General features: G+C 33.1%; 21 protein-coding genes and 2 pseudogenes. 2 read left to right on the forward strand and 21 right to left on the reverse strand.

Annotation, left to right across the window (positions count from 1 at the left end; all coding sequences use genetic code 11):
• Positions 1 to 118: 118 nt before the first annotated feature.
• The 5 genes from ACW0JX_RS13950 to ACW0JX_RS13970 all read right to left on the reverse strand — a co-directional run bounded on the left by ACW0JX_RS13950 (position 119) and on the right by ACW0JX_RS13970 (position 5031).
• Positions 119 to 1741 (reverse strand): peptide ABC transporter substrate-binding protein, encoded by a 1623-nt coding sequence (locus tag ACW0JX_RS13950; RefSeq protein WP_095690712.1) that lies wholly within the window; start codon positions 1739 to 1741, stop codon positions 119 to 121.
• A gap of 19 nt (positions 1742 to 1760) precedes the next feature.
• Positions 1761 to 2762, reverse strand: a complete 1002-nt coding sequence (locus tag ACW0JX_RS13955) for a C40 family peptidase (RefSeq protein ID WP_078993775.1) — start codon at positions 2760 to 2762, stop codon at positions 1761 to 1763.
• Positions 2763 to 2802: 40 nt separating this feature from the next.
• Complete coding sequence (locus tag ACW0JX_RS13960; protein ID WP_120460708.1) at positions 2803 to 3864, reverse strand: dipeptide epimerase; 1062 nt, start codon at positions 3862 to 3864, stop codon at positions 2803 to 2805.
• A gap of 186 nt (positions 3865 to 4050) precedes the next feature.
• Complete coding sequence (locus ACW0JX_RS13965; RefSeq protein WP_000271314.1) at positions 4051 to 4377, reverse strand: DUF3870 domain-containing protein; 327 nt, start codon at positions 4375 to 4377, stop codon at positions 4051 to 4053.
• 297 nt (positions 4378 to 4674) lie between these two features.
• A complete protein-coding gene (locus ACW0JX_RS13970) occupies positions 4675 to 5031 on the reverse strand; it encodes an FtsB family cell division protein (RefSeq protein WP_001228739.1) in 357 nt (118 codons plus the stop codon).
• 284 nt (positions 5032 to 5315) lie between these two features.
• Here ACW0JX_RS13970 and ACW0JX_RS13975 point away from each other — a divergent pair, with 284 nt between their 5' ends.
• A complete protein-coding gene (locus ACW0JX_RS13975) occupies positions 5316 to 6242 on the forward strand; it encodes an aldo/keto reductase (protein ID WP_459244849.1) in 927 nt (308 codons plus the stop codon).
• A gap of 19 nt (positions 6243 to 6261) precedes the next feature.
• Here ACW0JX_RS13975 and ACW0JX_RS13980 read toward each other — a convergent pair whose 3' ends face one another.
• The 9 genes from ACW0JX_RS13980 to ACW0JX_RS14020 form a co-directional block, all read right to left on the reverse strand.
• Entirely contained in the window at positions 6262 to 6858 is a 597-nt protein-coding gene (locus ACW0JX_RS13980; protein ID WP_095690710.1) for a DJ-1/PfpI family protein, read from the reverse strand.
• A complete protein-coding gene (locus ACW0JX_RS13985; protein WP_065484052.1) occupies positions 6855 to 7346 on the reverse strand; it encodes an ankyrin repeat domain-containing protein in 492 nt (163 codons plus the stop codon). The genes ACW0JX_RS13980 and ACW0JX_RS13985 overlap by 4 nt, the downstream gene beginning before the upstream one ends.
• Positions 7347 to 7881: 535 nt before the next feature.
• Positions 7882 to 8112: a hypothetical protein gene (locus ACW0JX_RS13990; protein WP_000789031.1), complete on the reverse strand. Its 231-nt coding sequence runs from the start codon at positions 8110 to 8112 to the stop codon at positions 7882 to 7884.
• A 269-nt stretch (positions 8113 to 8381) separates the two neighbouring features.
• On the reverse strand, positions 8382 to 8645 hold the full coding sequence (locus ACW0JX_RS13995) for a hypothetical protein (protein ID WP_069355771.1): 264 nt from the start codon (positions 8643 to 8645) through the stop codon (positions 8382 to 8384).
• Positions 8646 to 8816: 171 nt separating this feature from the next.
• Entirely contained in the window at positions 8817 to 9581 is a 765-nt protein-coding gene (locus tag ACW0JX_RS14000) for a methyltransferase domain-containing protein (protein WP_168410540.1), read from the reverse strand.
• 226 nt (positions 9582 to 9807) lie between these two features.
• A complete protein-coding gene (locus tag ACW0JX_RS14005; RefSeq protein WP_459244850.1) occupies positions 9808 to 11547 on the reverse strand; it encodes a Xaa-Pro dipeptidyl-peptidase in 1740 nt (579 codons plus the stop codon).
• 330 nt (positions 11548 to 11877) lie between these two features.
• Positions 11878 to 12720, reverse strand: coding sequence for a peptidylprolyl isomerase PrsA (locus ACW0JX_RS14010; RefSeq protein ID WP_001987511.1), 843 nt, complete (start codon positions 12718 to 12720; stop codon positions 11878 to 11880).
• A gap of 189 nt (positions 12721 to 12909) precedes the next feature.
• Positions 12910 to 14286: a HAMP domain-containing sensor histidine kinase gene (locus ACW0JX_RS14015; RefSeq protein WP_098976116.1), complete on the reverse strand. Its 1377-nt coding sequence runs from the start codon at positions 14284 to 14286 to the stop codon at positions 12910 to 12912.
• A complete protein-coding gene (locus ACW0JX_RS14020; protein WP_459244851.1) occupies positions 14279 to 14926 on the reverse strand; it encodes a response regulator transcription factor in 648 nt (215 codons plus the stop codon). Before ACW0JX_RS14020 ends, ACW0JX_RS14015 begins: the two co-directional genes overlap by 8 nt.
• Positions 14927 to 15047: 121 nt before the next feature.
• On the opposite strand from ACW0JX_RS14020, the gene ACW0JX_RS14025 reads away from it, so the two are divergent.
• Positions 15048 to 15464, forward strand: a complete 417-nt coding sequence (locus ACW0JX_RS14025; RefSeq protein ID WP_000591761.1) for a hypothetical protein — start codon at positions 15048 to 15050, stop codon at positions 15462 to 15464.
• Positions 15465 to 15660: 196 nt separating this feature from the next.
• On the opposite strand, the gene ACW0JX_RS14030 is transcribed toward ACW0JX_RS14025, so the two are convergent.
• The 7 genes and pseudogenes from ACW0JX_RS14030 to ACW0JX_RS14060 all read right to left on the reverse strand — a co-directional run bounded on the left by ACW0JX_RS14030 (position 15661) and on the right by ACW0JX_RS14060 (position 22066).
• A complete protein-coding gene (locus ACW0JX_RS14030; RefSeq protein ID WP_459244852.1) occupies positions 15661 to 16113 on the reverse strand; it encodes a GNAT family N-acetyltransferase in 453 nt (150 codons plus the stop codon).
• Between the two features lie 74 nt (positions 16114 to 16187).
• A complete protein-coding gene (locus tag ACW0JX_RS14035; protein WP_095690704.1) occupies positions 16188 to 16862 on the reverse strand; it encodes an HAD hydrolase-like protein in 675 nt (224 codons plus the stop codon).
• Positions 16863 to 16881: 19 nt separating this feature from the next.
• Positions 16882 to 17583, reverse strand: coding sequence for a 5'-methylthioadenosine/adenosylhomocysteine nucleosidase (locus ACW0JX_RS14040; protein WP_095690703.1), 702 nt, complete (start codon positions 17581 to 17583; stop codon positions 16882 to 16884).
• Between the two features lie 20 nt (positions 17584 to 17603).
• Positions 17604 to 18602, reverse strand: a complete 999-nt coding sequence (locus ACW0JX_RS14045) for a phosphotransferase (protein ID WP_095690702.1) — start codon at positions 18600 to 18602, stop codon at positions 17604 to 17606.
• A 15-nt stretch (positions 18603 to 18617) separates the two neighbouring features.
• Positions 18618 to 19304 (reverse strand): annotated as a pseudogene (locus ACW0JX_RS14050) (WecB/TagA/CpsF family glycosyltransferase); the annotation flags it as partial.
• A gap of 27 nt (positions 19305 to 19331) precedes the next feature.
• A pseudogene (locus ACW0JX_RS14055) lies at positions 19332 to 20915 on the reverse strand (M3 family metallopeptidase).
• Between the two features lie 290 nt (positions 20916 to 21205).
• The gene (locus ACW0JX_RS14060; protein WP_089171258.1) at positions 21206 to 22066 is read right to left on the reverse strand and encodes a DegV family protein; all 861 of its coding nucleotides are present in this window, start codon (positions 22064 to 22066) and stop codon (positions 21206 to 21208) included.
• Positions 22067 to 22212: the final 146 nt, after the last annotated feature.

Genomic DNA, 22212 nt, shown 5'->3' on the forward strand with positions numbered 1-22212 from the left:
GAATTTTAGTAATAATTTTATTTTTAAGTCGTGAAAAAACATATGAAATGTCTATATTTCATTCGGAACTGTACAAAAAACAGACTATCACACACGTGAAGTCTGTTTCCCCATTCTTTTATTTTTGTACATCTGCCCATTTTAAACTTGTAGATGGACCAAATTGATGTACATATAAATCTTTCACATATGGTTTTTGTAAGTAAGATAATCCACGCTGGAATACCGGCGCAATTACTGCATCATCAAGTAGCATTTTTTCAGCATCTTGCATTGCTTTCCAGCGAGCCTTTTCATCATTACCTAATTCTGTTTTAATCTTCTTAATTAACGCATCATATTCTGGGTTTGCATATTCTGTATTATTAACACTGCTTCCAGAAAGGAATACTTCTAAGTAAGTCATTGGATCTGGATAATCCGGTAACCAGCGTGATAACGACATTTCATATTCTTTCTTCTTCTCAAGTGCTAATTTTTGCGTATGTGGCTGTAATTTCACATTCACTTTTAATCCAGGTAAATTTTTCTCAAGCTGCTCTTTAATGTACTCTCCGACTTTTTTAAAGTTTTCTAAGTCATAATTTAATAGTTCTAACGTCACTTCATTTGTACCTGTCTCTTGTTTTGCTTTCTCCCAATATTCCTTCGCCTGTTTTACATTCGTCTTATTAAACTCACCAGCCGTACTTCTAAAATCTTTCTTATCTGGGCCTTTTAAGAATCCTTTTGGTACGTAATAATTTGCAGCAACCGAACCATCATTTAAAAATGAATCTGCGAGTCCTTTCTTATCAAAAACTGTACTTAGCGCAAGCCTTGCATTTTTATTTTTAAGAATCGGTACATTTTCATTAAATCGGAAGAAGTACATAACTGGATCTGTGTATTGTTTTAGCTCTTTATTATTTTTATATTTATCTACGAATTCTGTAGAAATAACAGCTCTATCAACTTTATCTGTTTCATATAAATTTACCGCAGTTGAAATTTCTTTTACAATTTGATAGTTTACTTCATCTAACTTCACTTCTTTTTTATCCCAATACTTATCGTTTTTCTTCATTGTAAAGCTAGCTTCATGCTTCCACTCTGATAATGTAAACGGTCCATTATATACCGCTTTATTTGCTTCTAATCCATATTTATCACCTTGCTCTTTCGCATATTTTTCATTAATTGGATAGAAGGATGGTAAAATTAATAATTTCGTAAAATACGGTACAGGATGTTCTAGCTCTACAACGAATGTTTTATCATCCTTCGCTTTTACTCCTAATTCATCTAGACCTAGTTGTTTTTTATTTATCTTCTCAGCGTTTTTCACATCGTACGCAATGTATGCATATTGAGAAGCGGTATCTGGATTAATCAATTGCTTCCAAGCGTATACGTAATCATGAGCGGTTACTGGATCTCCGTTTGACCATTTCGCATCACGCAAATGAAATGTATATGTCTTTCCATCTTTACTCACTTCATATTTTTGTGCGCCTGCCTCAATTACTTCATCATTTTTCGATAGACGGAATAGTCCTTCCATTACGTTATTCAAAACGTTAAACGAGACTGCATCTGTGACTTTCCCTGAGTTTAACGACGGAATTTCACCCGTTTCTAGTAACTGTAATACTTTCTTTTCATCTTTCGGCTTTGTTGTAGTTTTTTCTTTTGCGCAGCCAACTAAAAATGAAGAAACTAATAGAGTACTAACTAATGAGTAACGAACAACTTTTTTCATTTAAAAACCCCCTCTATTTTTAAGGTAAGTAACGACGAGCACCAGCGTATTCTTCTATATATCCTGGTGTATTTAGTGGTATAATCTCTACCGACCTTTCAGCTCTTGGTGAGTGAATCATATTGCCATCACCAATATACATTGCAACGTGATGGACACTACCTTTCCCTTGATCATGTGCAAAGAAGATTAAATCTCCCTTTTGTAAGTTTTCTTTATCAACTGCAATTCCTGCTCTTGATTGCGGTCCAGAATCTCGCGGAATTGTAATGCCGTGCGATTTATAGATCGTATGTGTGAAGCCAGAGCAATCAAATCCAAAACCACTTGTACCAGCCCATATATACGGTAAACCTAAAAACATTTTCCCTGTGTTAATTAAATCATCAGCTGTCGGTTTTGGAATATCAGTTTGAGAACGGTAAACTGTTCCATCATTTTTTCGTAGCCATGCTTTCTGACCATTTGGCAACAATACACGGTATGACATTGTGTCTTCACTTAATAGCGGCAGTCTTGTATTATAACTGACTTCAAGTGATTTATGTTTTTCAGAAGGATTTATATATAAAATCGCTGTTGGCTTTGTTATTAACACAAAAGGTTCATTTGTTTTATCTGCAAATTCTTGATTATATGTTAATTGCTTTTCAGGCATCCAGCCCGGATAACCTTCTTCATTTCGTGGTGTTGGCTGTCCATGCACTAATACCTTCACCCACTCGCCTTTCTTATCAATAACGGTTACTTCTTGACCGAGTAACGCTTGTGTTTCTAATTTATTTGCATTTGTTAACCATAGTTTCTCGTCAAGTGTCATTGATTTCGTCCATTTCCATAGATCCACTGGATTTGTTGCACTCGGTGTATCGATTGACCTTAATGAATCAGGTGCTGTCCATAACGTTGCAGCAGATACATCTATAAATGCTTTATTATCCTTCTTTTCTTCAGCATTTGCCGATGTAAACGATGAAAATATAAATAAAGTTGTTAAAAATGCAGTTCCTACTTTTTTCATATATATCCCCCTTAAAAAAATAGTTTACTAGTCTCTTCTCCTAAGACTTACTATTCACTGTCGATTGAAGGTTTACCTTTGATCCAGAATAAGTCATTCCTTCTGGCTCTTCCATTAACCAAAGCGGTGCATCAAGATCAAAATAATGTATATTAGGATGTGCTGCCGCTAAATGTGCAACAGCGCTAACGGAAAGTGAAGATTCCATCATACTTCCCACCATACACTTCACACCAGCCGTTTCTGCGATATCTGCAATACGCCATGCTTCACGTATGCCACCACATTTCATTAATTTAATATTAATTAAGTCTGCGTATCTTCCTTGAACGAGCTTTAATGCATCACTTGCTGAAAATATACTTTCATCGGCCATAATTGGCGTTTGCACACGATCTTTGACGTACTTTAACCCATCCCAATCTTTCGCGTGTACTGGTTGTTCAATAAATTCTATATTTAAATTACGATTTTCCATCTCTTGAATGATAGAGATCGCTTCTTTTGGACTCCAACCTTGATTCGCATCTAAACGTAATGTCGTATTTCTTGGTACTACATTTCGAATTGCCTCAATACGTTCCAAATCTAAATGCGCCTCTTTACCCACTTTAATCTTTAATGTTTGAAATCCTTTTTCTATATGTTTCTTCGCTTCTTTTGCCATTAATACAGGCTCATCCACACTCACTGTAATATCGGTATAAATTTCTTTCTTCCCGCCTAACAATGCATATAACGGCACATTTTGATATTGGCAATATACATCATATAGAGCGATATCTACCGCTGCTTTCGCACTTGAATTTCCAATACAACTCATTTGAATGCGCTGTAGTAACTGCTGAAACTGAATGATATCTTGACCAATTAAACATGAACGCATCGGTCCTAAAATCGCATCTTCCATTCCACTGGTGAAATCACCCGTAATAACTGGCGTTGCGGCTGCAGCCCCCTTACCAATCACTCCTTCGTCTGTATGAATATAAACATCTATACTTTCAATTTCTGTTACAGTACGAAGCGCGGTTTTAAACGGTGTATGAAGTTTTACACGTCTACGATTTACTTTTACATCTGTAATTTTCATTTTGTTCATCCTTTCGTTCTCCAATGAAGTGAAATCTTAATCCACCGGAGATTTATACCCACGAATTATTAGGTAAACTCATTGGGCATTTACTCTTCTATCACTCTACTTTGTTTTCGTTTACTTTTGATGTAGAACGATAATGTGAAATAAAAAAATCCAGCCATAAGAATGATTCTTACGGCTGGATTTTGTCTATGATTGAGTAGACAAAGCAGCAATCTGATTATATTTTTTCTGTGCATCTTTTAGCGCTACAAGTAACGCTTTTTGAGAAGAGCCGAAATATCGGTTCTTTACTTCCATTACTAACGCCGGGTCATTTATATTTTTATGTAGAAATAAATATTTAACAAATTGAGATGTTAATGCAATTGTCGCTGAGCAGTCTGCATCTACAATTTCCCCTGTATCCTTAACAAGTACAAATGCTACGAAATAGCTTTTAAACTTTTCAGTAATGGGATTATTTTGAGGTGCTTTCGCATCCCCTACGATATAAATTGTATTTGAAGCGTACACAGCTATCTTCCTTTCTTATACGAGGATAACGGGTTTCTTAATAGTCGTATGAGCGAGGAACTCAACGTTGATTAAAAAATGTATCCGCTTACCTTGTATTATAATATAATTGACAGAATTTTAACAACATTTATTTTAGTGCATATTCCATATTTATGCAAATAGCTTAAACTCTTCATTTTTACAATATGTGATTGTTCCTTGTACCATGACATTCATACATAAAAAACTGCACCTCCAATTGTTAGACGGTGTCTAACAATTGGAGGTGCAGTTCAATGGCTAACTGTTTTTTTATTACTTTGGCATCACAAATATAGTTTCATTTGACTTAGAAAATTGATACTCTTTTCTCGCAAACTTCAAAATTTCTTCTTCATCGTCTGTTAAATTTTCTATGTTAGTCTTTAAAGAACCTTTATCTTTCTTTAAAGATACTAATTGTTTCTTTTGATCCGTAATCGTATCTTTCTTTTTATCAATTACTTCTTGTTGTTTCGTTAAAATATATTGAACGTACAGAGTAGTTGCCGCAATAAAAAGGACCATTAAAATAAGACGCCTTAACTTCTTTTTATTTATCTTACGCTTGTCACTAGGTTGTGATGATTGTTCTGGTATATTAGGAACATTTACTCGTTTGAGTTTCCTCATTCAAATCCCCCTAACCCATATTTTTCACTACCATCGGCACATTTTCTTACTAAACTAAATTCTATTCTTATAAAATAAACTCCTTCACAAAAATATCCCATAAATTTACCAATTAAAGATAGCATTCGACGACATTTCTACATTTACACCGTTTTTTTTTATACATGCTGCTATAAAATAGTAGTTTCTGTAATTCTTTTTCTACTATTGTAGAAGAATTTTTTCACACAAAAAATTCTTACCCCACATATCCATGTTATAACATGCTTACAAGGAGGGGAAATATGCATTACCGCACATTAGGTAAAACTGGAATAACTGTTTCTGAAATAGGTTTTGGGGCATGGGCAATCGGTGGTGATGAATGGGGACCTGTTAACGATAAACAATCTATAACTGCTATAAAAAAAGCAATTGAGTGTGGTGTGAATTTTATTGATACTGCGGATGTGTATGGTTTAGGACATAGTGAAAAGTTGGTGGCCACCGCGATTAAAGGACATCGTAATGATATTATCCTATCAACGAAAGGTGGTTTAATCGGACACCACTACGACCCTAATGGAGTTCCTGTATATGATACTCCCGAAAAAATCATCGCCGTATTTGAAACAAGTTTACAACGTCTTCAAACAGATTATATTGATCTTTATTTTTGTCATATTTGGTGGCATAATCGTAGAGAAACAGAAGCATTTCTACGTGCATTTGACATATTAAAACGTGATGGAAAAGTAAGGGCAGTCGGTGTTTCGACTCATGATTTACAATACATTCATCATTTCAATAACAACCACGAAATTGATATCGTACAACTTGATTACAATATATTAAATCGAAAACCTGAAAAAGATATTTTACCATTCTTACAAGAGGAAAATCTAGGAGCTATTATTCGTGGTCCATTAAAAATGGGCATTTTAACTGGAAAATTCACAAATAAAACAATTTTTCCAGATGGAGATTTACGCAAAGATTGGCCAAATGAAACTTGGTTTCAAGAAGACTTACAAACCGTAGAGAAACTTCGGTTGCTCTCAAATAAAAATCAGACCCTAGGGCAACTTGCACTTCGCTATGTACTCTCTCATCCGGCAGTAAGTGTTGTAATTCCTGGTGCCAAAACCGGAATGCAAGCACAAGAAAATGCAAATGCATCTGTTCGCCCTATTTTGAGTGATGAAGAGCTTAACTATATTCATTCAATATAAAAAGCCCAATTCGGGCTTTTTAATTTGGCAAACTAATATCATACTCCATTCGCTTCGCTGTGTCCTCCGCAACATGCATACCTAACAAGTTTTTCACAATATGAAATGCCATATTAATTCCAGCTGAAATTCCAGCAGATGTTATAATATGTCCTTCATCTACAAACTTTACATTTTCTATAACTTCAACATTTTGAAACTCATTTTGAAACTTTTCAATACTAGCCCAATGTGTTGTTGCTTTTAAACCTTCCAGTAAACCTGCTTTCGCCAGTAATAGCGCTCCTGTACAAACTGAAGTCATCAGCGTTACTTCTTTCATTTGTTGGCGAATCCATTTTATTACTATTTCATTTTTTATTTCATATTCTCTAGCACCTAGCCCACCCGGAATTATTAAAATATCCACTGGTGGTAAATTTTCAATACTATAATCTGGCTGTACCTTCAATCCGTTCCTTGCTGTAATCATTTCCCCATTCTCGCTAACTGTATAAACAGTAAATGGTTTTTCTTCATTCACCTCAGTTACAGAAAAAACTTCAAATGGCCCTGCAAAGTCTAACACTTCTACTTCATTAAATAAAAATATACCAACACTCCATTTATTCATCATAAGTTCACTTCCTGTTTCAAATGATGTAATAGATGATCATATCCTTTTTCTAATGCAATATCATACGCTGTTTTCCCATCATTTTTCTTTATCATCTTATTAGCTCCATTTTTAAGGAGTAACATAATTATTTCTTCATTTCCTAATAATGCCGCTTCGTGAAGTCCTGTCCAGCCACCACTTTGCATAATATTTACATCTGATCCTTTTTCAATTAAGAAAGCAACAAGTTCACTTTGCTTGTTCGCAATTGCTGCTTGCAAAGGCGTATTTTCATTTTCGTTTTTCGCTCTACTATGTATATCTGCACCGCTTTCTAAAAGAAAACTCGCTATTTCTTTCTGTCCAAAATAAGCTGCTAAATGAAGTGGTGTCCATCCATCTTCACTACATTCGTTAACAATACTTGGACTCGCCTTTATAAACTCCACTACTTTTTCCTTATGACCACTTAAAACAGCTTGTGCTATTGATTGTAAATGCTCCATAATAATCTCCTATCCTTCAAAATATTTAAGCATCCCCTTCTACATGTTCTATTAATTATTACATTTTCCTTTTAAAAACTTAAGTTTACATAATAATATTATAAATCACTTTTGTACTAATGTTGAATAGCAATAATGTTAAAAATAATACCTTTAAACAATAAAGACTATGATTTCATTAGAGTTACTGAAAAAAGCAATTAAAAAAACTATACACATAGTTTTCATCATATTCGTTCAGTTGCATAAACTAAAACAGGTAATGTTTATTCTGCTATTCATGCTTTCAACATATGAAATAATATTATTCCAATAAAAAAACAATCCATTTTAAAAATGGATTGTTTTTTTATTTCTGTTTTATGCGGTTTTATTTTATTTTTGTATTTTCAATGACGAAATAATTACGTTTACAAAAATGAAACGCCACTATCTTTGTCCCTCTTATAGTGAGCTTTTCGTTTGAAAACAAAAAACTTATTTTCGCCTTACGATTGAAAAAACATATGTAAAAATCTCTAAAACAGCTGCCTTATCATACTAATCTATAGCAATTCTGTCTTCTTCCCTTACCTGTTTCCTTTAACACATACGATTTTAAAACAAGCGCCGTTAATGAATCTGTTAATGTTTTATATGATAAATTTGATAATGCCAATAGATCGTTTGTATATAACATTCTATGCTTCTCTAATAATAATAGTACTAATCGTTCAGACGGTTTTAATGCCTCATCACTTTCTAGTATAAAGTCTATATTTTTCATTTCTCTAATTACTACTCCTTATATAAAAAAATACTTTATGTGCTGATTTAATATAAAAATAATACATAACAAAATTTGAAATATATTAAAATAACATTGTTTTAAAACACTATTATACTATAACATATAAAAAGCATTTCCCGAAATAGGAAATGCTTTTTATATTGGTTATATAATTCTTCAAAAACTACATTTAAAGACGGTTAGTCATTCTCTAAAAATGAATGACTAACCGTCTTCCAGCTTCTTCTCAATTAACATGTTTTACCTTAAATATTTCTTGCAATATGTGGCTTACTGTAATGACTTGTTCCACCGCCACCTACTACCACTTTACCGCCTTTTTCGAAAATTAATAATTTACTTGAACCATCTGCAAGAAGTACTATTACTTCAGCATTATTACTTGTTGCTACATAAATTACATAACCACTCTTTGATATACAAGTTTCCCAATTCGCATCAAATTCTGATCTTACTACACGATTTGAATACACTTGATTTTCAATTCTACCTTGTTCTTCGTTTTCCAAATTTATTCTCCCCTCTTCCCTGAATAGTTATATATATTAAAATAGCAGTCCTGTTTAAAATAGTGACTGATTTTAACATAAATAGTATATGTAGTTAGTAGGAGAATGCTTGGACAATGGAAACAAGACAGTCGATTTTGTATTGACTGCCTTGTTTACATAGATAGTTCTCTATTTTTCGTTTCGCAGAGCTTCAAAAGTAATCATTTGATTTGCATTTGACGGTTCTTTTTCATAAACATATTCAGCAGAGCAAGTAATGTTAGAGAAACCTATACTTTCTAAAAGGAGTTTAAACTCTACTATTCCATACCAGCGCAGCGCAAAACGTTGTAACTCTGTTTGTACTAGATGTCCTTTACTCCACTTTTCATATTTCAAATATGATACAGTAACTTGGTTCAGCCAATCTATTTCAATTGATTTATTTTCTAATGTGATTCCGTCTCCGCTCGGCAAAGAAAAAGTCGATGTATGAATTTCCCCAGTCTTCCAGTCATGCGGAAGCATAATATCTACGATTAATCGTCCGCCTGGATTAAGATGTTCATAAAAACATTTCAATGCGTTTATAGAATCCACACGATTTTCAATTAAACAAAAAGATCCAGTAGGAATGATAATTGCCTCATATTTATGCGGAATTGAAAATTGTTGCAAGCTTCCTTCATACAAATTAGGATGTAAGCCTCTCTCTTTACACCGCTTACGGCAAGAATCAAGCATTTCAGGTGAATAATCTATCCCATCCACTTTAAAACCGGCCTCTAGAAGCGGAATGATGACACGCCCTGAACCTACTGCAGCTTCGAGAATTCTACCTCTACAATCTTTTAAACGTTCTTTGTAATACTCAATATCACCATTTAAAGAATAACCGACTGGTTTTGTGTAATCATACAGTTCCGTACAAAGTGTACTATAAAAACTAAACATTTATTTTCTCCTCCGTTTTTACGTACGGAAGATTCCAATTCAACTAATCTTCTCGTACCTCTAATTTTAATGAGATTTCGAAAGAGCTGACTGTCATATTATATCACTCACTTTCCATAGAATATAATGATATTGTATTACATAACCTTCCAATTTGGAATATAAAATTAAAAATTCAGACTATAAAACAAAAAGCTTACTTTAGTAAGCTCTTTTGAAAAAATATTTATTTCACAATCGGCAATGTCACTTCACTTAATTTCACTGTAAGTTTCGTGCCCGCTTTCGGTCTAATTGTATAATCATAGTCGCTAGCAATTAAAACGACCCCTATTTGATGTCCAGCTTTAAAGACATAATCATCTGGCTGCATGTCCCATGTAAAAGTATAATCTTTGCCCGGTTGAATCGCTGTTGAATCTTCTATATTATTTAAGTTTTGTGGATCCATCCAGCCCCTCGTTACGATTTCCGGCTTCGTTCCTCCATAGTCAACAAGTAATGCTGTTAAATTTGATACAGATCGATCAATATTTCCTGTAATTGAAATCTTTGGTGTACCACTTATGCGTGTATCTTTTTGAAGTACAGGCATTGTATATACTAATCGATTGGCTACTTCTAATTCTGGGTTTGCTACTAATTGATTTGATTTCATTTGCGCATCATCTAAGAATGAGAAAACTTTATTAACCGATCCCATACTTAGTGGCAAATTGACTGATTTATTACTTAAATACATACGGATTTTTGAAGGTACAGCCGCTGGATCTGGCCAATTTTTTATCTTTTGCCACGATTTATTTTCTCTTTGCACATCAACCATTGGTTCATCCATAATTCCATTTTCAATTCCATACAACCAATAATCTAACCATTTATTTTGTGTTTGCTGCCAGTTATTACTTGATGTCCCACCGTGTCCACCTTGATGTAGCCACATTTTACGAGGTACATGATTTTCTCCAAGAGCATCCCACCATTGTGCGAACTGTTTCGTTTTAACATTCCAATCGTTTAAACCATGAACAACAAATACACTTGCTTTTACATTTTTAGCATCTTTTACATAGTTACGTTTATCCCAAAAATCATTATAATTACCTGTTTTTCGGTCTTGTCCAGCCGTTAACTCTTTTATAACTTGTCCGCAAACTTCAGGATTTTCCCTTGTCAGTACTGCTTCTGCCATATTATCTGTATCTTCTCCTTGATATCCGCCTGGCGCAATTACTGCACCATTTGCACGATAATAATCATACCAACTACTAATTGCTGCGATTGGAATAATTGTTTTTAAACCTTCAACACCAGTAGTCGCAACAGCATTTGGTAGTGTACCATTATAAGAAACTCCAGTCATACCTACATTTCCTGTAGACCAATTTGCCTGAACTTCCTCACCCTGTTCTGTAAATGCTTTCGCGCGACCGTTTACCCAATCAATAACAGACTTTGTACCGAGTATTTCTTGTTCATCTCCAGTTGTAGGGCATCCATCTGATTTTCCAGTACCGATACTTTCGCCTAGAATAACTGCATAACCTCTTGGCACGTAATAGTTCCCATACGAACCAAGATTAACCGCTCCATACGGTTTTCCTTCATACGCATACAATTCTTCATCTACATTATATACAGGAACATCTTTTAATCCAGATCGATATGGACTCATTTCATAAATAACAGGAACCTTCACATTCGGATCTGTCTTTGGACGCATAACTTTTATCGATACTCTGTCTTTCTTACCGTCGCGATCACTATCAACTTCTGTCTCTACATATAAATTTTCGATAATGGCTTCATCGAGTGAATAAATCGGTTTTGTCATCCCATTTTCTAATTCAATTTTCGTATTTTTAGTCAATTCCTTCTTCTCTGCATGCACATCCATAGTAAAGCTAGGTATAATTGTTGCAGATAGCATTGCTGACAGTGTAATTGCCATTTTCTTTTTACTCAAAATGTTCCCTCCCCTTATTCGTTCTCTTTAACTATATAACAAAATAACTGAAAATTCAGTTTTATTTTTATATAATAGTTGAGAAACTCATAGATTTCTTGTTAAATAAAATTTAATGCAGGTGTGAAAGTATTTTCCCACTCTCAGCTTCTTTATACAGTAAAAATTTAATCAGCCCTCACCAATCGGGCGTTTACGCGCAGCAGGGCCCCACCTAACTTCGTTGCTTCCGCTGAATTTTGAGTTGGGGGTCTTACTGCCCGGCAAATAGCCGGAAAAATAGAGAAAAAGACAACCGATATTTCTATCGATTGTCTTACATTCCATTTATTATTTTTCTAACTCTTTAAAGGTATCTTTCAAGTCTTTATCAGATACCTTTATATCTGCATTTTTAAGCAGATCTCTAGTAACTTGTTGATGGAATTGAGGATCTTGTATACGTTGCTGTTCTAATTCTTTACGAATATTCTCTTTCTCTTCCTCATACGGTTTAAGCTCTTTTTTATCCGTTAACTTAATAATATGATATCCGAAAGAAGATTTAACAGGTTCACTCAATTGACCAACTTCTAACTTATATGCAGCATCCTCAAATTCTTTCACCATCATACCTGGTCCAAATTCAGATAGTTCTCCACCCTTTTCTTTAGAACCTGGATCCTCTGAATATTGTTTAGCCAATGCTGCGAAATCTTCGCCACTATTTAATTTTTCTTTAATTTCTTTTGCTGTCTTTTCATCTTTCACTAAAATATGGCTAACTTGAAGCTTTGGCTTATAGTGATCTTTAATATCTTTTTCCGTTACGGTTGCTTTAATAGCTTTTTCAAAAGCGAAAGTAAGCTTTAATTTCTCTTTCAACTGATCTTCATTTTTCACACCATTAGATTCCATATATGTATTAAAATTATCGCCCATCTTGTCTTTTAATTCTTTCAGTTGTTTCGTTACCTCTTCATCCGTAACTTTATATTTATCATTTAATACTTTCTCTACTACCATTTCAGATAAATTCTGTTTACCATAGTTTTCTTTTAATTTTTTGTTAAAATCACTTTCTGAAATGCTTCCTGATTTTGTAGTTACAATATTATCTGATGAACCACATGCAGATAAAGATAACGTCATCCCCATTAAAATGCTACCAATTACTAATTTCTTTCTTTTCAACTCCGAATACCTCACTTCATTAAATTCAAATGTAACTATGTAAATATAACGTTTCCCTGTGAACTTCACGTGAATTTAATGAAAGTAGAACATTTGCTAATTCTCCATTTAATACATCAATTTTGAAAATTATAGTGATTCATCCTATATCGCTAACCTCTAAAGCTGCAAAAAGGACTAAAATTTTCATTAGTCCTTTTTCACATTTATATAAAATTGAATTTCTCCATCTATAGAGGAAACTCCATATTCAAAACCATGTCTTTCTAAAATACTTTTCACTATCGCTAGTCCTAATCCTGTACCTGATTTTTCTTTACTACGAGAAAATTCTAGTACGTAAAAAGGCTCCCAAATTTTCTCGATATCTTTAATTTTATCCGTATGAATGCCATTTTTTATTTGAAAATATATACTTTTATTTCTATCTTCTAAAGTAATTATTATGTTTTGATTTGCTGAATATTTTATTGCATTAGAAATTAAATTTTGAAACACCATTCTCATTTTATTTAAATCTGCATAAACGATTGTATCGCTCGTATTACAGTTTACTTGCAAGTTAATTTCTTTCGAATCCAGTTCAATCTGGTGCTTATCTAATATACTCTGGACCAATGGTTCAATAGGAAATTCTTCTTTTTGTAAAATATCTCTTTCTAGTTTAGAAAATCGTAATAGTTCTTCAATTAAGTTTGATATTTGATCTGTTTGTTTAATAATTGTATCTACGTAAGTCCCATCATCTAATCCATCTTTAATCCCCATAGAGTATGCTTTTACTAATGCGATCGGTGTCTTTAATTCATGCGTCACATCACCCATAAATCGTTTTAAATGTTCATTACGATTAGTTAAATCTTGATGTGCTTCATGTAGTTTTTCGCTCATGATATTAATACTATTGGCCAACTCTCCTATTTCATCATTCGTTTTTACATTCGTTTTTTTAAACTGCAAATGTGAAATATCCTGAGCCACATCACTTAGCTCTTTCAGTGGCGTCGTTATTATTTTTGAAAGTATCCACACAAGTAAAATAATAAGAAGGAGCGAGAAACATACGATGTATAAGTAAAATGTATTTAACGTATTTATAATTTCATTTGAATTCGCAATGGAAGTCCCAATTAAAATTATCGTATCATCTTTCGCAATATATTTAGCAAAAAAACTCGCTTTTACCTTTCCTTGATCGTACAGTTTATTCGATTGCCCTTCCGTCTTCACTTTCATGACTTCGTCTTTTGTAATCCAAAGCTTATTTAACGTCACTTTCTTTTTCGTAAGTTGCATGCGTAACGCGTCGTTCATAGCATCTTCTGACTGATTAATTGGCGTATACGCAATTGTAACGTTATTTTCACTTTCAATTGTATGAATAACATCCTCTATATTTTCCACTGTTGTATTTTGTATTTGTGTTGTAAATTTATTTAAGTTTTCACGTGTTTTATAAATATTATAGTTCGGTAAGAGATTGTTAATGAATAATAATGAAATCATAAAGATGAGAATAACAGTTGCAGAAATACTTAAAAATAACTTTTTCCCAAGTTTATTCACTTTGTTTCTCCAAACTATAGCCCAGCCCGCGATGCGTCTTAATAATATTTTCTCCAATTTTTTTACGCAGCCTTCTTACATGTGTATCAACCGTTCTCTCTTCTCCAAAATAGTCAAATCCCCATACAATATCTAGCAATTTTTTACGAGTTAAAATCGTTCCTTTATGATTTAAAAAGCACTTTATTAATTCGAGCTCTGTTTTTGTAATTTCTAACTCTATATCATTTTTATATACTTTATTTTTGGCGAAATTTATCTTTACATCTTGTACTTGAATAATATCATCATGCTGAATAAGTTTTTTCGCTCGCGTAATTAGTACTCCTGGATGAAATGGTTTTTTCACGTACTCATCTGCCCCGCTTTGAAGCGCAGCTAATTCATCTTCACTTTCACTTTTCGCCGTAAGCATTAATACTTTTACGCTTGAATTCTTTTTTATTTCCTGACAGACAGTAATACCACTATGTTTCGGCATCATCCAATCCAAAATTGCTAAATCAATTTTTTCATCATAAAACATTTGAAGTGCTTCCTCTCCGTCTTTCGCTAATAAAACTTCGAAGCCTTCTTTTTCAAAATAAGCTTTTAAAATTCTTAACATATCTTGTTCGTCATCTGCAATTAAAACTTTCATATTTTTTCCTCCATTGCTTTTAAACAAAAACCAATTGTATCATACAACATCTTTGTTACATGAATGTGACAGAAAAATATTTAAAGCTTTTGAGGGGATAGTAATGGTGAGGTGTTGTATTATGATAAAAAAAATCGGGGTCATTTCTCTTCTTTTATTTCTATTATCAACAAATGCATTCGCAAATACAAATCAACAAATTGAAGTGTTTGATTGTCAAAAAGAAATGGTCATTCAAAAACAATCTTTAGATCCAATAGTCCAAAAAGAAGCAGTTCAATACGCTAAAGCAATTACTGGTCCATTTAAAAACTTAAATGTCGTTCCAAAAGATGGCTATATGATAAAAATCCCATTATCTAAGCCGGTTTCTATTACTAATCAATGGTTACACACTACAATAGACGAAGTACTTATACTGCTCCCACTAAATGAAAAGCCTTATATTATGCTTTATGATGATGAAAATAACCCGCATTTTTATTATGTAAAAGGTAAACCAGGATTATTATTGAAACAAATGAACGTTAAAACATAATTGACTGAAAAGGAGTCACCTTATAAGCTAAATTTTAAAAGCTAAGGTGCTCTTTTTTATAATAACAATTTAGTAAATGAAATTATAAAAGTTGTTTTTTAATATAAGGATCGCAACTTCATATATCAGCGATTTTTAAGATATATCGATTTACCAACAAAAAACCTGTTCGTAGCTATTATTTGGATAGCAATCTCTATAATAGTTTGTAGTGACTCGATCCCTTATATAATCCCCCTTTTACAAATCCATTCGCAGTATAAAACACATCCCCTTGCTTCGTGTCAGTATGTAAAACAATCACTTCAAAATATTTTTCCGCATGACATAATAGTTGGTTTAATAATAAGTTCCCTAACCCTATCCGCCGATAATCCCTTGAAATATAAAATCTCCTTAACCGCCCAATCTTATTGTCTTTTGTGTACGGATCCTCATTTAAACCTCCAACTCCAATTAACATATCACCTTGGAAAACACCATATAAACATTCTCCAGTTTTATTGAATACATTTATTTTGTTTTTATATTCATTTATTAGCCTTATAAGGAAATTAAAACCTTCTTCTTCACTGTCTTGAACGAGATGACTGAATTCATATCCCATTAAATTTTCTATTTGTTGAATATGTATATCTTTCAAGTCCATTCCCCCTAAGTACGAAAATATATAAAATGCTCGAGAATCATTTATTCTGAGCATTTTTATGGTTGTTACTTTATTTAATTCATAGCGTGCGTATTCTTCACTTCAGATAATATTCCCTTCAACCCCATTAAATCATCTATTACTATATCAGCCTGAGCAAGTTCATCTTCTTGCGCAAAATCAAAATTGCACCCAATTGCAAGTAAACCGTTGTCTTTCGCAGCATTTATATCAGATAGCCGGTCACCAACTACGGCTGCCTCTTTTATATCATATTTGTTCATAATACTTTTAACTAAGTCACCTTTATTTAGCGATTGTATTTGTTCAATACTAAACGTTTCAGTCACCCACTTGTCTAAAGCATAATAAGTTACGATTGCTCGTAAATATTCTTTCAAACCATTACTAGCAATGTAAATGGAACAATTATTTTCTTTTATATATGTAAATATTTCTTTTACATTTGGATATAAAGCGCCTTTTCCGCTTTTTATGTTTTCAATAAGTCTATCTAAAAAATATGCATCTGTTTGTTCTCTTACTTCAATAGAATGGTCCGGTAATAAAGCTTCCCAAACTTTCGGTAACGGCACACCCATAATTTCTCTATATTTATCAATTGGAGTTACTGTATCCCATAATTGTAGTGATCTTAAGTGATTAAAAGTATCATCTAAAGATAATTCTAAAATTTTATCTGTTTGAAATAACGTTCCGTCCATATCAAAAATTAATGCTTGTAACATCTCATTCTCTCCTTTTGAACTATAGTACAGTTTTACTCTTTATATTTTTAAGCATCTCAATAATAATTTCTGAGCAATACTTCGCAGCAGTTTGCGCGAAGTCATCATAAGAAATTTGAGCTTCATCATCTGCGCTGTCAGAAATACATCTTATAATGAGAAACGGTATATCATTTATATAGGCAACATGTCCAATTGCTGCCCCTTCCATTTCTGTACAATGAGGTGCGTATTCGTCTATTAATTTCGCCTTTAACTTTGAATCTTCAACAAAACATTCACCGCTGACAATTCTTCCTTCATGAACTGCAATCTGTAAACTACTACTAATACAAGCTTTACGTGCTAACTCTACCAATTCCTTACTTGCAATAAATTCCTCTTGGAACGGAAATAAGTTTTTCATTTGAGTTTTACTTACATCATGATGAGTAACATTTGTTGAAATAACTATATCGCCGACTTTTACATCTGAATGTAATCCGCCAGCAACGCCTGTATTAATGATAGAGTCTACATCAAATTTATGAATTAATGTTTGCGCGCATGCAGCTGCATTTACTTTCCCTACACCAGAGCGTGTAATAATTACTTCTGTTCCCATGAATTCTCCAATATAAAAAGGCATTCCCGCTATTGTCTGTTCCTCTTGTATAACTAGTTTTTCTAAAAGTAAATCTATTTCAATTTGCATTGCTCCAATAATGCCGATTCTGTTCATGTATGCAGTCTCCTCTTTATTTATAAGTCGGCCAATATATTATGTAATACACTATAATTTTCAGCTATCCAATTCATTTCATCTGCAAAGCGTGAAGGTGGTACACTATGCTGATCCATATTGGCATGGATCCACCAAGTACTCTCCATGTACCAAAGCATTTGAATTGCCTGAACAATATTCCCTACTGGAAAGTCTACTTCATTGCGGTACCCTTCTAAAAATGATGCAACAAGACTCTTATTTAATACTCCGTCACTTAATGCGCACGATATAACTACACGGCCAATATCTAACTCTACATAATCGTAATCCATGCGATCAAAATCAAGAATCGCTGATACTTTATCATTATGAAACAAGAAATTATCTACCCATAAATCACGGTGCACCCATCCCCGTTGGCTATTATGAAATTGTTCTGTATTTACCAATTGTGTTGCTTCTTGCTGTAATTTTATATAAGGGAGAATGTGCTCTTTTCCTAGCTTCTCTACTTCTCTCCTTTTTTCTTCCCAATGTTTCAATCTCGCCTCTTTAGTAGGTGGAACAAATTTAGGATTTTCTCCTTTTATTAAAGAGCCATCATTTAACAAGTTATGCATATAACCTATCGTCTGACCAAGAGAGTGAATTTCCTTTTGATTCACTTTTCCTGGTGAAACTAAGCTACCTTCCTTATGTTCTAATACTATAAATCTTTCATCACTTTTTGATATATGCATTACATTATTTTTATAAATTAATACCCTTGGACAACTTACACCATTATTATGTAATCTTTGCTGTTGTTGTAATGCTTGTATTAAAAGGTCTGAGTTATACATTTTGTACCGTTCTTGATTATATTGCTTTAATACAAAATCCCCTGCATCCGTTTCGAGTTTCCACTTCAAATTTAGCCAACCACGATGAATAGGTATTGCATTTCGAATTTTAAATTCAAATAAAGTTTCACATTCTACTTTCAGTTCTTGAAAAATCATTGTAGCTTTTTCATTAGATAACGGCTCTATCATCTTACTTGTCCTTTCTTAGCTTGGCATTCCTTTCACTCTCTCTAACATAACCGACAATAAAAATTTCGGAAGTACAAGTTGCCTCTTCAATCTTTTCGGCTGTGAGAGTAACCTATACAGCCATTCAGTTCCAGTATCCCTCATCATTTTCGGTGCTCTTTTTACAGTACCAGATATTATATCAATCATGCCTCCGATACCAATAGATAGCGGAACGTTTAATGTTTGTATGTTTTCATAGATGAACTCTTCTTGTTTTGGTGAACCTAGTCCTACGAGTAGTAAATGCGGCTTGAATTGCTTAATTTTTATTTTTATTTTTTCTATTTCTTCACCATTTACAAATCCATGCTGTCCTTTAAACTGTGCTCCTGGGAACTGCTCATTTAATTTTTCTAATGCCTTTTTATTACTTTCTGGAGCGGCTCCAAAAAGAAAGACACGATATTCATTGTCGTTACAATATTTTATTAAATCACGAGTTAAATCCGCCCCAGTAACACGTTCTTTCAAAGTTCCTTTTAATATTTTCGAGCCAATTATGACACCAATCCCGTCCGCTGTTATTAAATCCGCAGATAGTAACATCTTTTTAAAGCGCTTTGCTTTTTCCGTATTTTCCCTTGCAGACATAACAATTTCAGGATTTGCAGTTACTACAAACCTTGGTTTCTCTTGCTGCTCATGTAGCCAACCTTTTATAAACTGCTGATCCACTATACTCTCTCCTTAAATAAGCTGCAAATATTCATCAATGTCTTTAGAAATTTGAATAAAAGCCTTATTCCAAAATTCATAATTCCTTATATCTATTTCAAAATATTTTTTCATAAGCTCCTCTACTGGAGCCTTTCCTGTTTCTCGTAAAAACTCTTTATATTTCGGATGAAAAGTACTTTTACTTTCTTGAGCTATTTCTAATAAACTAAAACTTACTAAATATCCAAATGTGTATGGATAATTGTAAAAAGGAACATCTGCTATATAAAATTGAATATATTTCATCCATACAAACGGCTGGTATTCACTTAAAGAATTTCCATATGCTTCTTTTTGTGCCATTATAGATAATTTCTCAATTTCATCAGCACTTAATGGACCCTCTTTACATTTTTCATAAAATGTTTTTTCAAACTGATACGATGCTCGTATTGCCATTACATAATTAAAACTATTTCTTATTTTCCAGCTAAGCAATGCCTTTTTCATATCTTTACTATCCGTTGTTTCAATTAGATAATTTAAGAGTACCGTTTCAAAGAAAATAGATGCTGATTCAGCCGTACTCATCGGCAAATAATCATCTAAAAAAGATGTAGATTGTTCAAAACTCATATTATAAAAATGCCAAGCATGTCCTAATTCATGAGCGAGCACTCTTACACTATCTATACTCCCATCATAACGCATGGAGATTCTCGATTCTTTCTCACTGAAAAATGGAGCACAAAACCCACCTGATGGTTTATTCTCTCTCGGTTCAGCATCTATCCATCCACTTTCTATCGCATTACGTGCAAATTCTGCTAATTCTTCATCAATATTCTTACATGCATCATAAACGTTTTGTACTGCTACTGAAAAAGGAATAGTAACCTCATTACTTTCCTTTACTGTCATAAGTTCATGCTATGTAATCGAAGCCTTCCCTTTCTTATACATGTTTAAAGCACTTACTAATTTATCAAGATTTTCTTCTGTCACATTCCACATTTGTAATAATACAGTTTCTGAAATGCCATTCGCATGAAAAGATTGTGTTAAAATCTCTCTATCTTCTATTTCATTACTCTTTATATTACGCAATCTCCCTATTTGATTTAATACGGTAGCAAAGATTTCTTTTTCCTTATGTAAAGTACTTGTAAGTAACTCGAATACTTCTAATCTTTCCTTTTCATTATCACTATTCATTGCCGTATTATTTGCTTGTCCAAAGGATAATAGTTTATTATTGTGCTCTATTTCTATCCTATCCCGTAATTGTATGTACATATTTTCCCACGCATTAAGTTCATCTTTTATTAACTTAGTATTATCTGAAGTTTCCACTTCATTATGTTTTATTACTTGCTGTACTTCACTTTTTAGTTCCTTCACTTTCACAGTCAATTTAGTAAGGTCAGATGAAACACTTTCTTCAACCGATTGACAGTACAAATAGTATTCTGCTTTTTCAATAGCTTGTATAAGCTTTGAAAGAATCTCTACATCTTTTGTTACAAAATATTGCTCTTTCAACTCCGAAATCGGAAATAGAATATCCTCATTCAAATACAATCGATTTAAATCCCATCTAGCAATTTCTTGCATTTTTATAGCCGCCTCCTATTTTTACAAATAGTTACAGATATTTCCCCCTACACAATTATATATGAAATGAAAAAATTTCGATATCATTAAATATTCAGATCCCTATAAATACATTCTTATTTATACTCTTTTCTTCTACCATTAAGTATCATTCCACATATAAAAAATACTCCCTCTACAAGATTGCATTTGATATAGGAAAACTTCAAAGATTTTATCTTCATCAATACCATATCGACCGATTTTCACAGATTAAAAAATAAAAAAGGATTGATCAAAAGATCAATCCTTTACTCTACTTCATTTAAGAAAAATAACGTTATAACGCCAGGACCTGTATGTGCTCCGATTGCTGCACCAATTGTATTTACGATAAATACTTCACAGCCAAATCTTTCCGTAATTAATGCTTTTAATGCTTCAGCTGTTTCTAAATCGTCACCGTGAGTCATACCGATTGTTTGACCTTTAAGGTCTTTACCACGCTCTTCCATAATATCAACAATACGGCTTAATACTTTCTTTTTCCCTCGTACCTTTTCAAGTGGTACAAGTTTTCCTTCTTCCACGTTTAAGATCGGCTTAATGTTTAGTAAACCACCGATAAAACCAGCTACTTTACTTAAACGTCCACCTCTAACAAGGTACTGTAAGTCAGCTACAGTGAAGATGTGCTCCATATGGTTCATTAGAAAAGCGACACGGTTTAAAATCTCTTCTTTTGATGCGCCGTCTTTTGCCATTTTAGCAGCTTCTAAAACGACAAGACCTTGACCAAGCGAAGCACATTTCGTATCAATAATTTCTAAATCTAAATCTGCATATGTTTCTTTTACTTCCTCTTTAATGACAACTGATGATTGATATGTACCAGACAGTTCAGATGAAAAAGCTAAATATATACAAGGATTACCTTCTTTTGCATAAGAAACAAATTTTTCTTGGAAAGTTTCAAGTGAAGGCAATGACGTTCTATAAACAGCGCCTTCTCTCATTTTTTGCAATAATGTAACTGACTCTAATGTTACTCCATCTAAATACTCTGTTTCTGCTTCATCATATACACGGAGTGGAATTAAATCAATATCATATGCTTGCAGCAATTCTACTGGTAAATCCGCCGCACTATCCGTAATGATTTTAACACCCATTTTTAAACCTCTATTCTGTTATAAATATAAAATAATAAAATAAAAATAGTACTTTTAAATTATATACGTAAAACTTAAATGAAGAAAGGAAAACACTTTATATTGTATGCACTATTCTTCAAAACTTGAACTGTTAATGCAAATGA

The sequence above is a fragment of the Bacillus sp. C-3-6 genome (assembly GCF_054509685.1).

Excerpts from the sequence above, each read along its gene's own strand:
- ACW0JX_RS13990 (WP_000789031.1), bottom strand. The coding sequence starts at position 8,112 with ATGAAAAATATAGACTTTATACTAGAAAGTGATGAGGCATTAAAACCG.
- ACW0JX_RS13975 (WP_459244849.1), top strand. The coding sequence starts at position 5,316 with ATGCATTACCGCACATTAGGTAAAACTGGAATAACTGTTTCTGAAATA.
- ACW0JX_RS14040 (WP_095690703.1), bottom strand. The coding sequence starts at position 17,583 with ATGAACAGAATCGGCATTATTGGAGCAATGCAAATTGAAATAGATTTA.
- ACW0JX_RS14060 (WP_089171258.1), bottom strand. The coding sequence starts at position 22,066 with ATGGGTGTTAAAATCATTACGGATAGTGCGGCGGATTTACCAGTAGAA.
- ACW0JX_RS13970 (WP_001228739.1), bottom strand. The coding sequence starts at position 5,031 with ATGAGGAAACTCAAACGAGTAAATGTTCCTAATATACCAGAACAATCA.
- ACW0JX_RS13950 (WP_095690712.1), bottom strand. The coding sequence starts at position 1,741 with ATGAAAAAAGTTGTTCGTTACTCATTAGTTAGTACTCTATTAGTTTCT.
- ACW0JX_RS14045 (WP_095690702.1), bottom strand. The coding sequence starts at position 18,602 with ATGATAGAGCCGTTATCTAATGAAAAAGCTACAATGATTTTTCAAGAA.
- ACW0JX_RS13985 (WP_065484052.1), bottom strand. The coding sequence starts at position 7,346 with ATGGAGCATTTACAATCAATAGCACAAGCTGTTTTAAGTGGTCATAAG.
- ACW0JX_RS14025 (WP_000591761.1), top strand. The coding sequence starts at position 15,048 with ATGATAAAAAAAATCGGGGTCATTTCTCTTCTTTTATTTCTATTATCA.
- ACW0JX_RS13955 (WP_078993775.1), bottom strand. The coding sequence starts at position 2,762 with ATGAAAAAAGTAGGAACTGCATTTTTAACAACTTTATTTATATTTTCA.
- ACW0JX_RS13980 (WP_095690710.1), bottom strand. The coding sequence starts at position 6,858 with ATGATGAATAAATGGAGTGTTGGTATATTTTTATTTAATGAAGTAGAA.
- ACW0JX_RS14020 (WP_459244851.1), bottom strand. The coding sequence starts at position 14,926 with ATGAAAGTTTTAATTGCAGATGACGAACAAGATATGTTAAGAATTTTA.
- ACW0JX_RS14000 (WP_168410540.1), bottom strand. The coding sequence starts at position 9,581 with ATGTTTAGTTTTTATAGTACACTTTGTACGGAACTGTATGATTACACA.
- ACW0JX_RS13960 (WP_120460708.1), bottom strand. The coding sequence starts at position 3,864 with ATGAACAAAATGAAAATTACAGATGTAAAAGTAAATCGTAGACGTGTA.
- ACW0JX_RS14035 (WP_095690704.1), bottom strand. The coding sequence starts at position 16,862 with ATGTTACAAGCATTAATTTTTGATATGGACGGAACGTTATTTCAAACA.
- ACW0JX_RS14030 (WP_459244852.1), bottom strand. The coding sequence starts at position 16,113 with ATGGACTTGAAAGATATACATATTCAACAAATAGAAAATTTAATGGGA.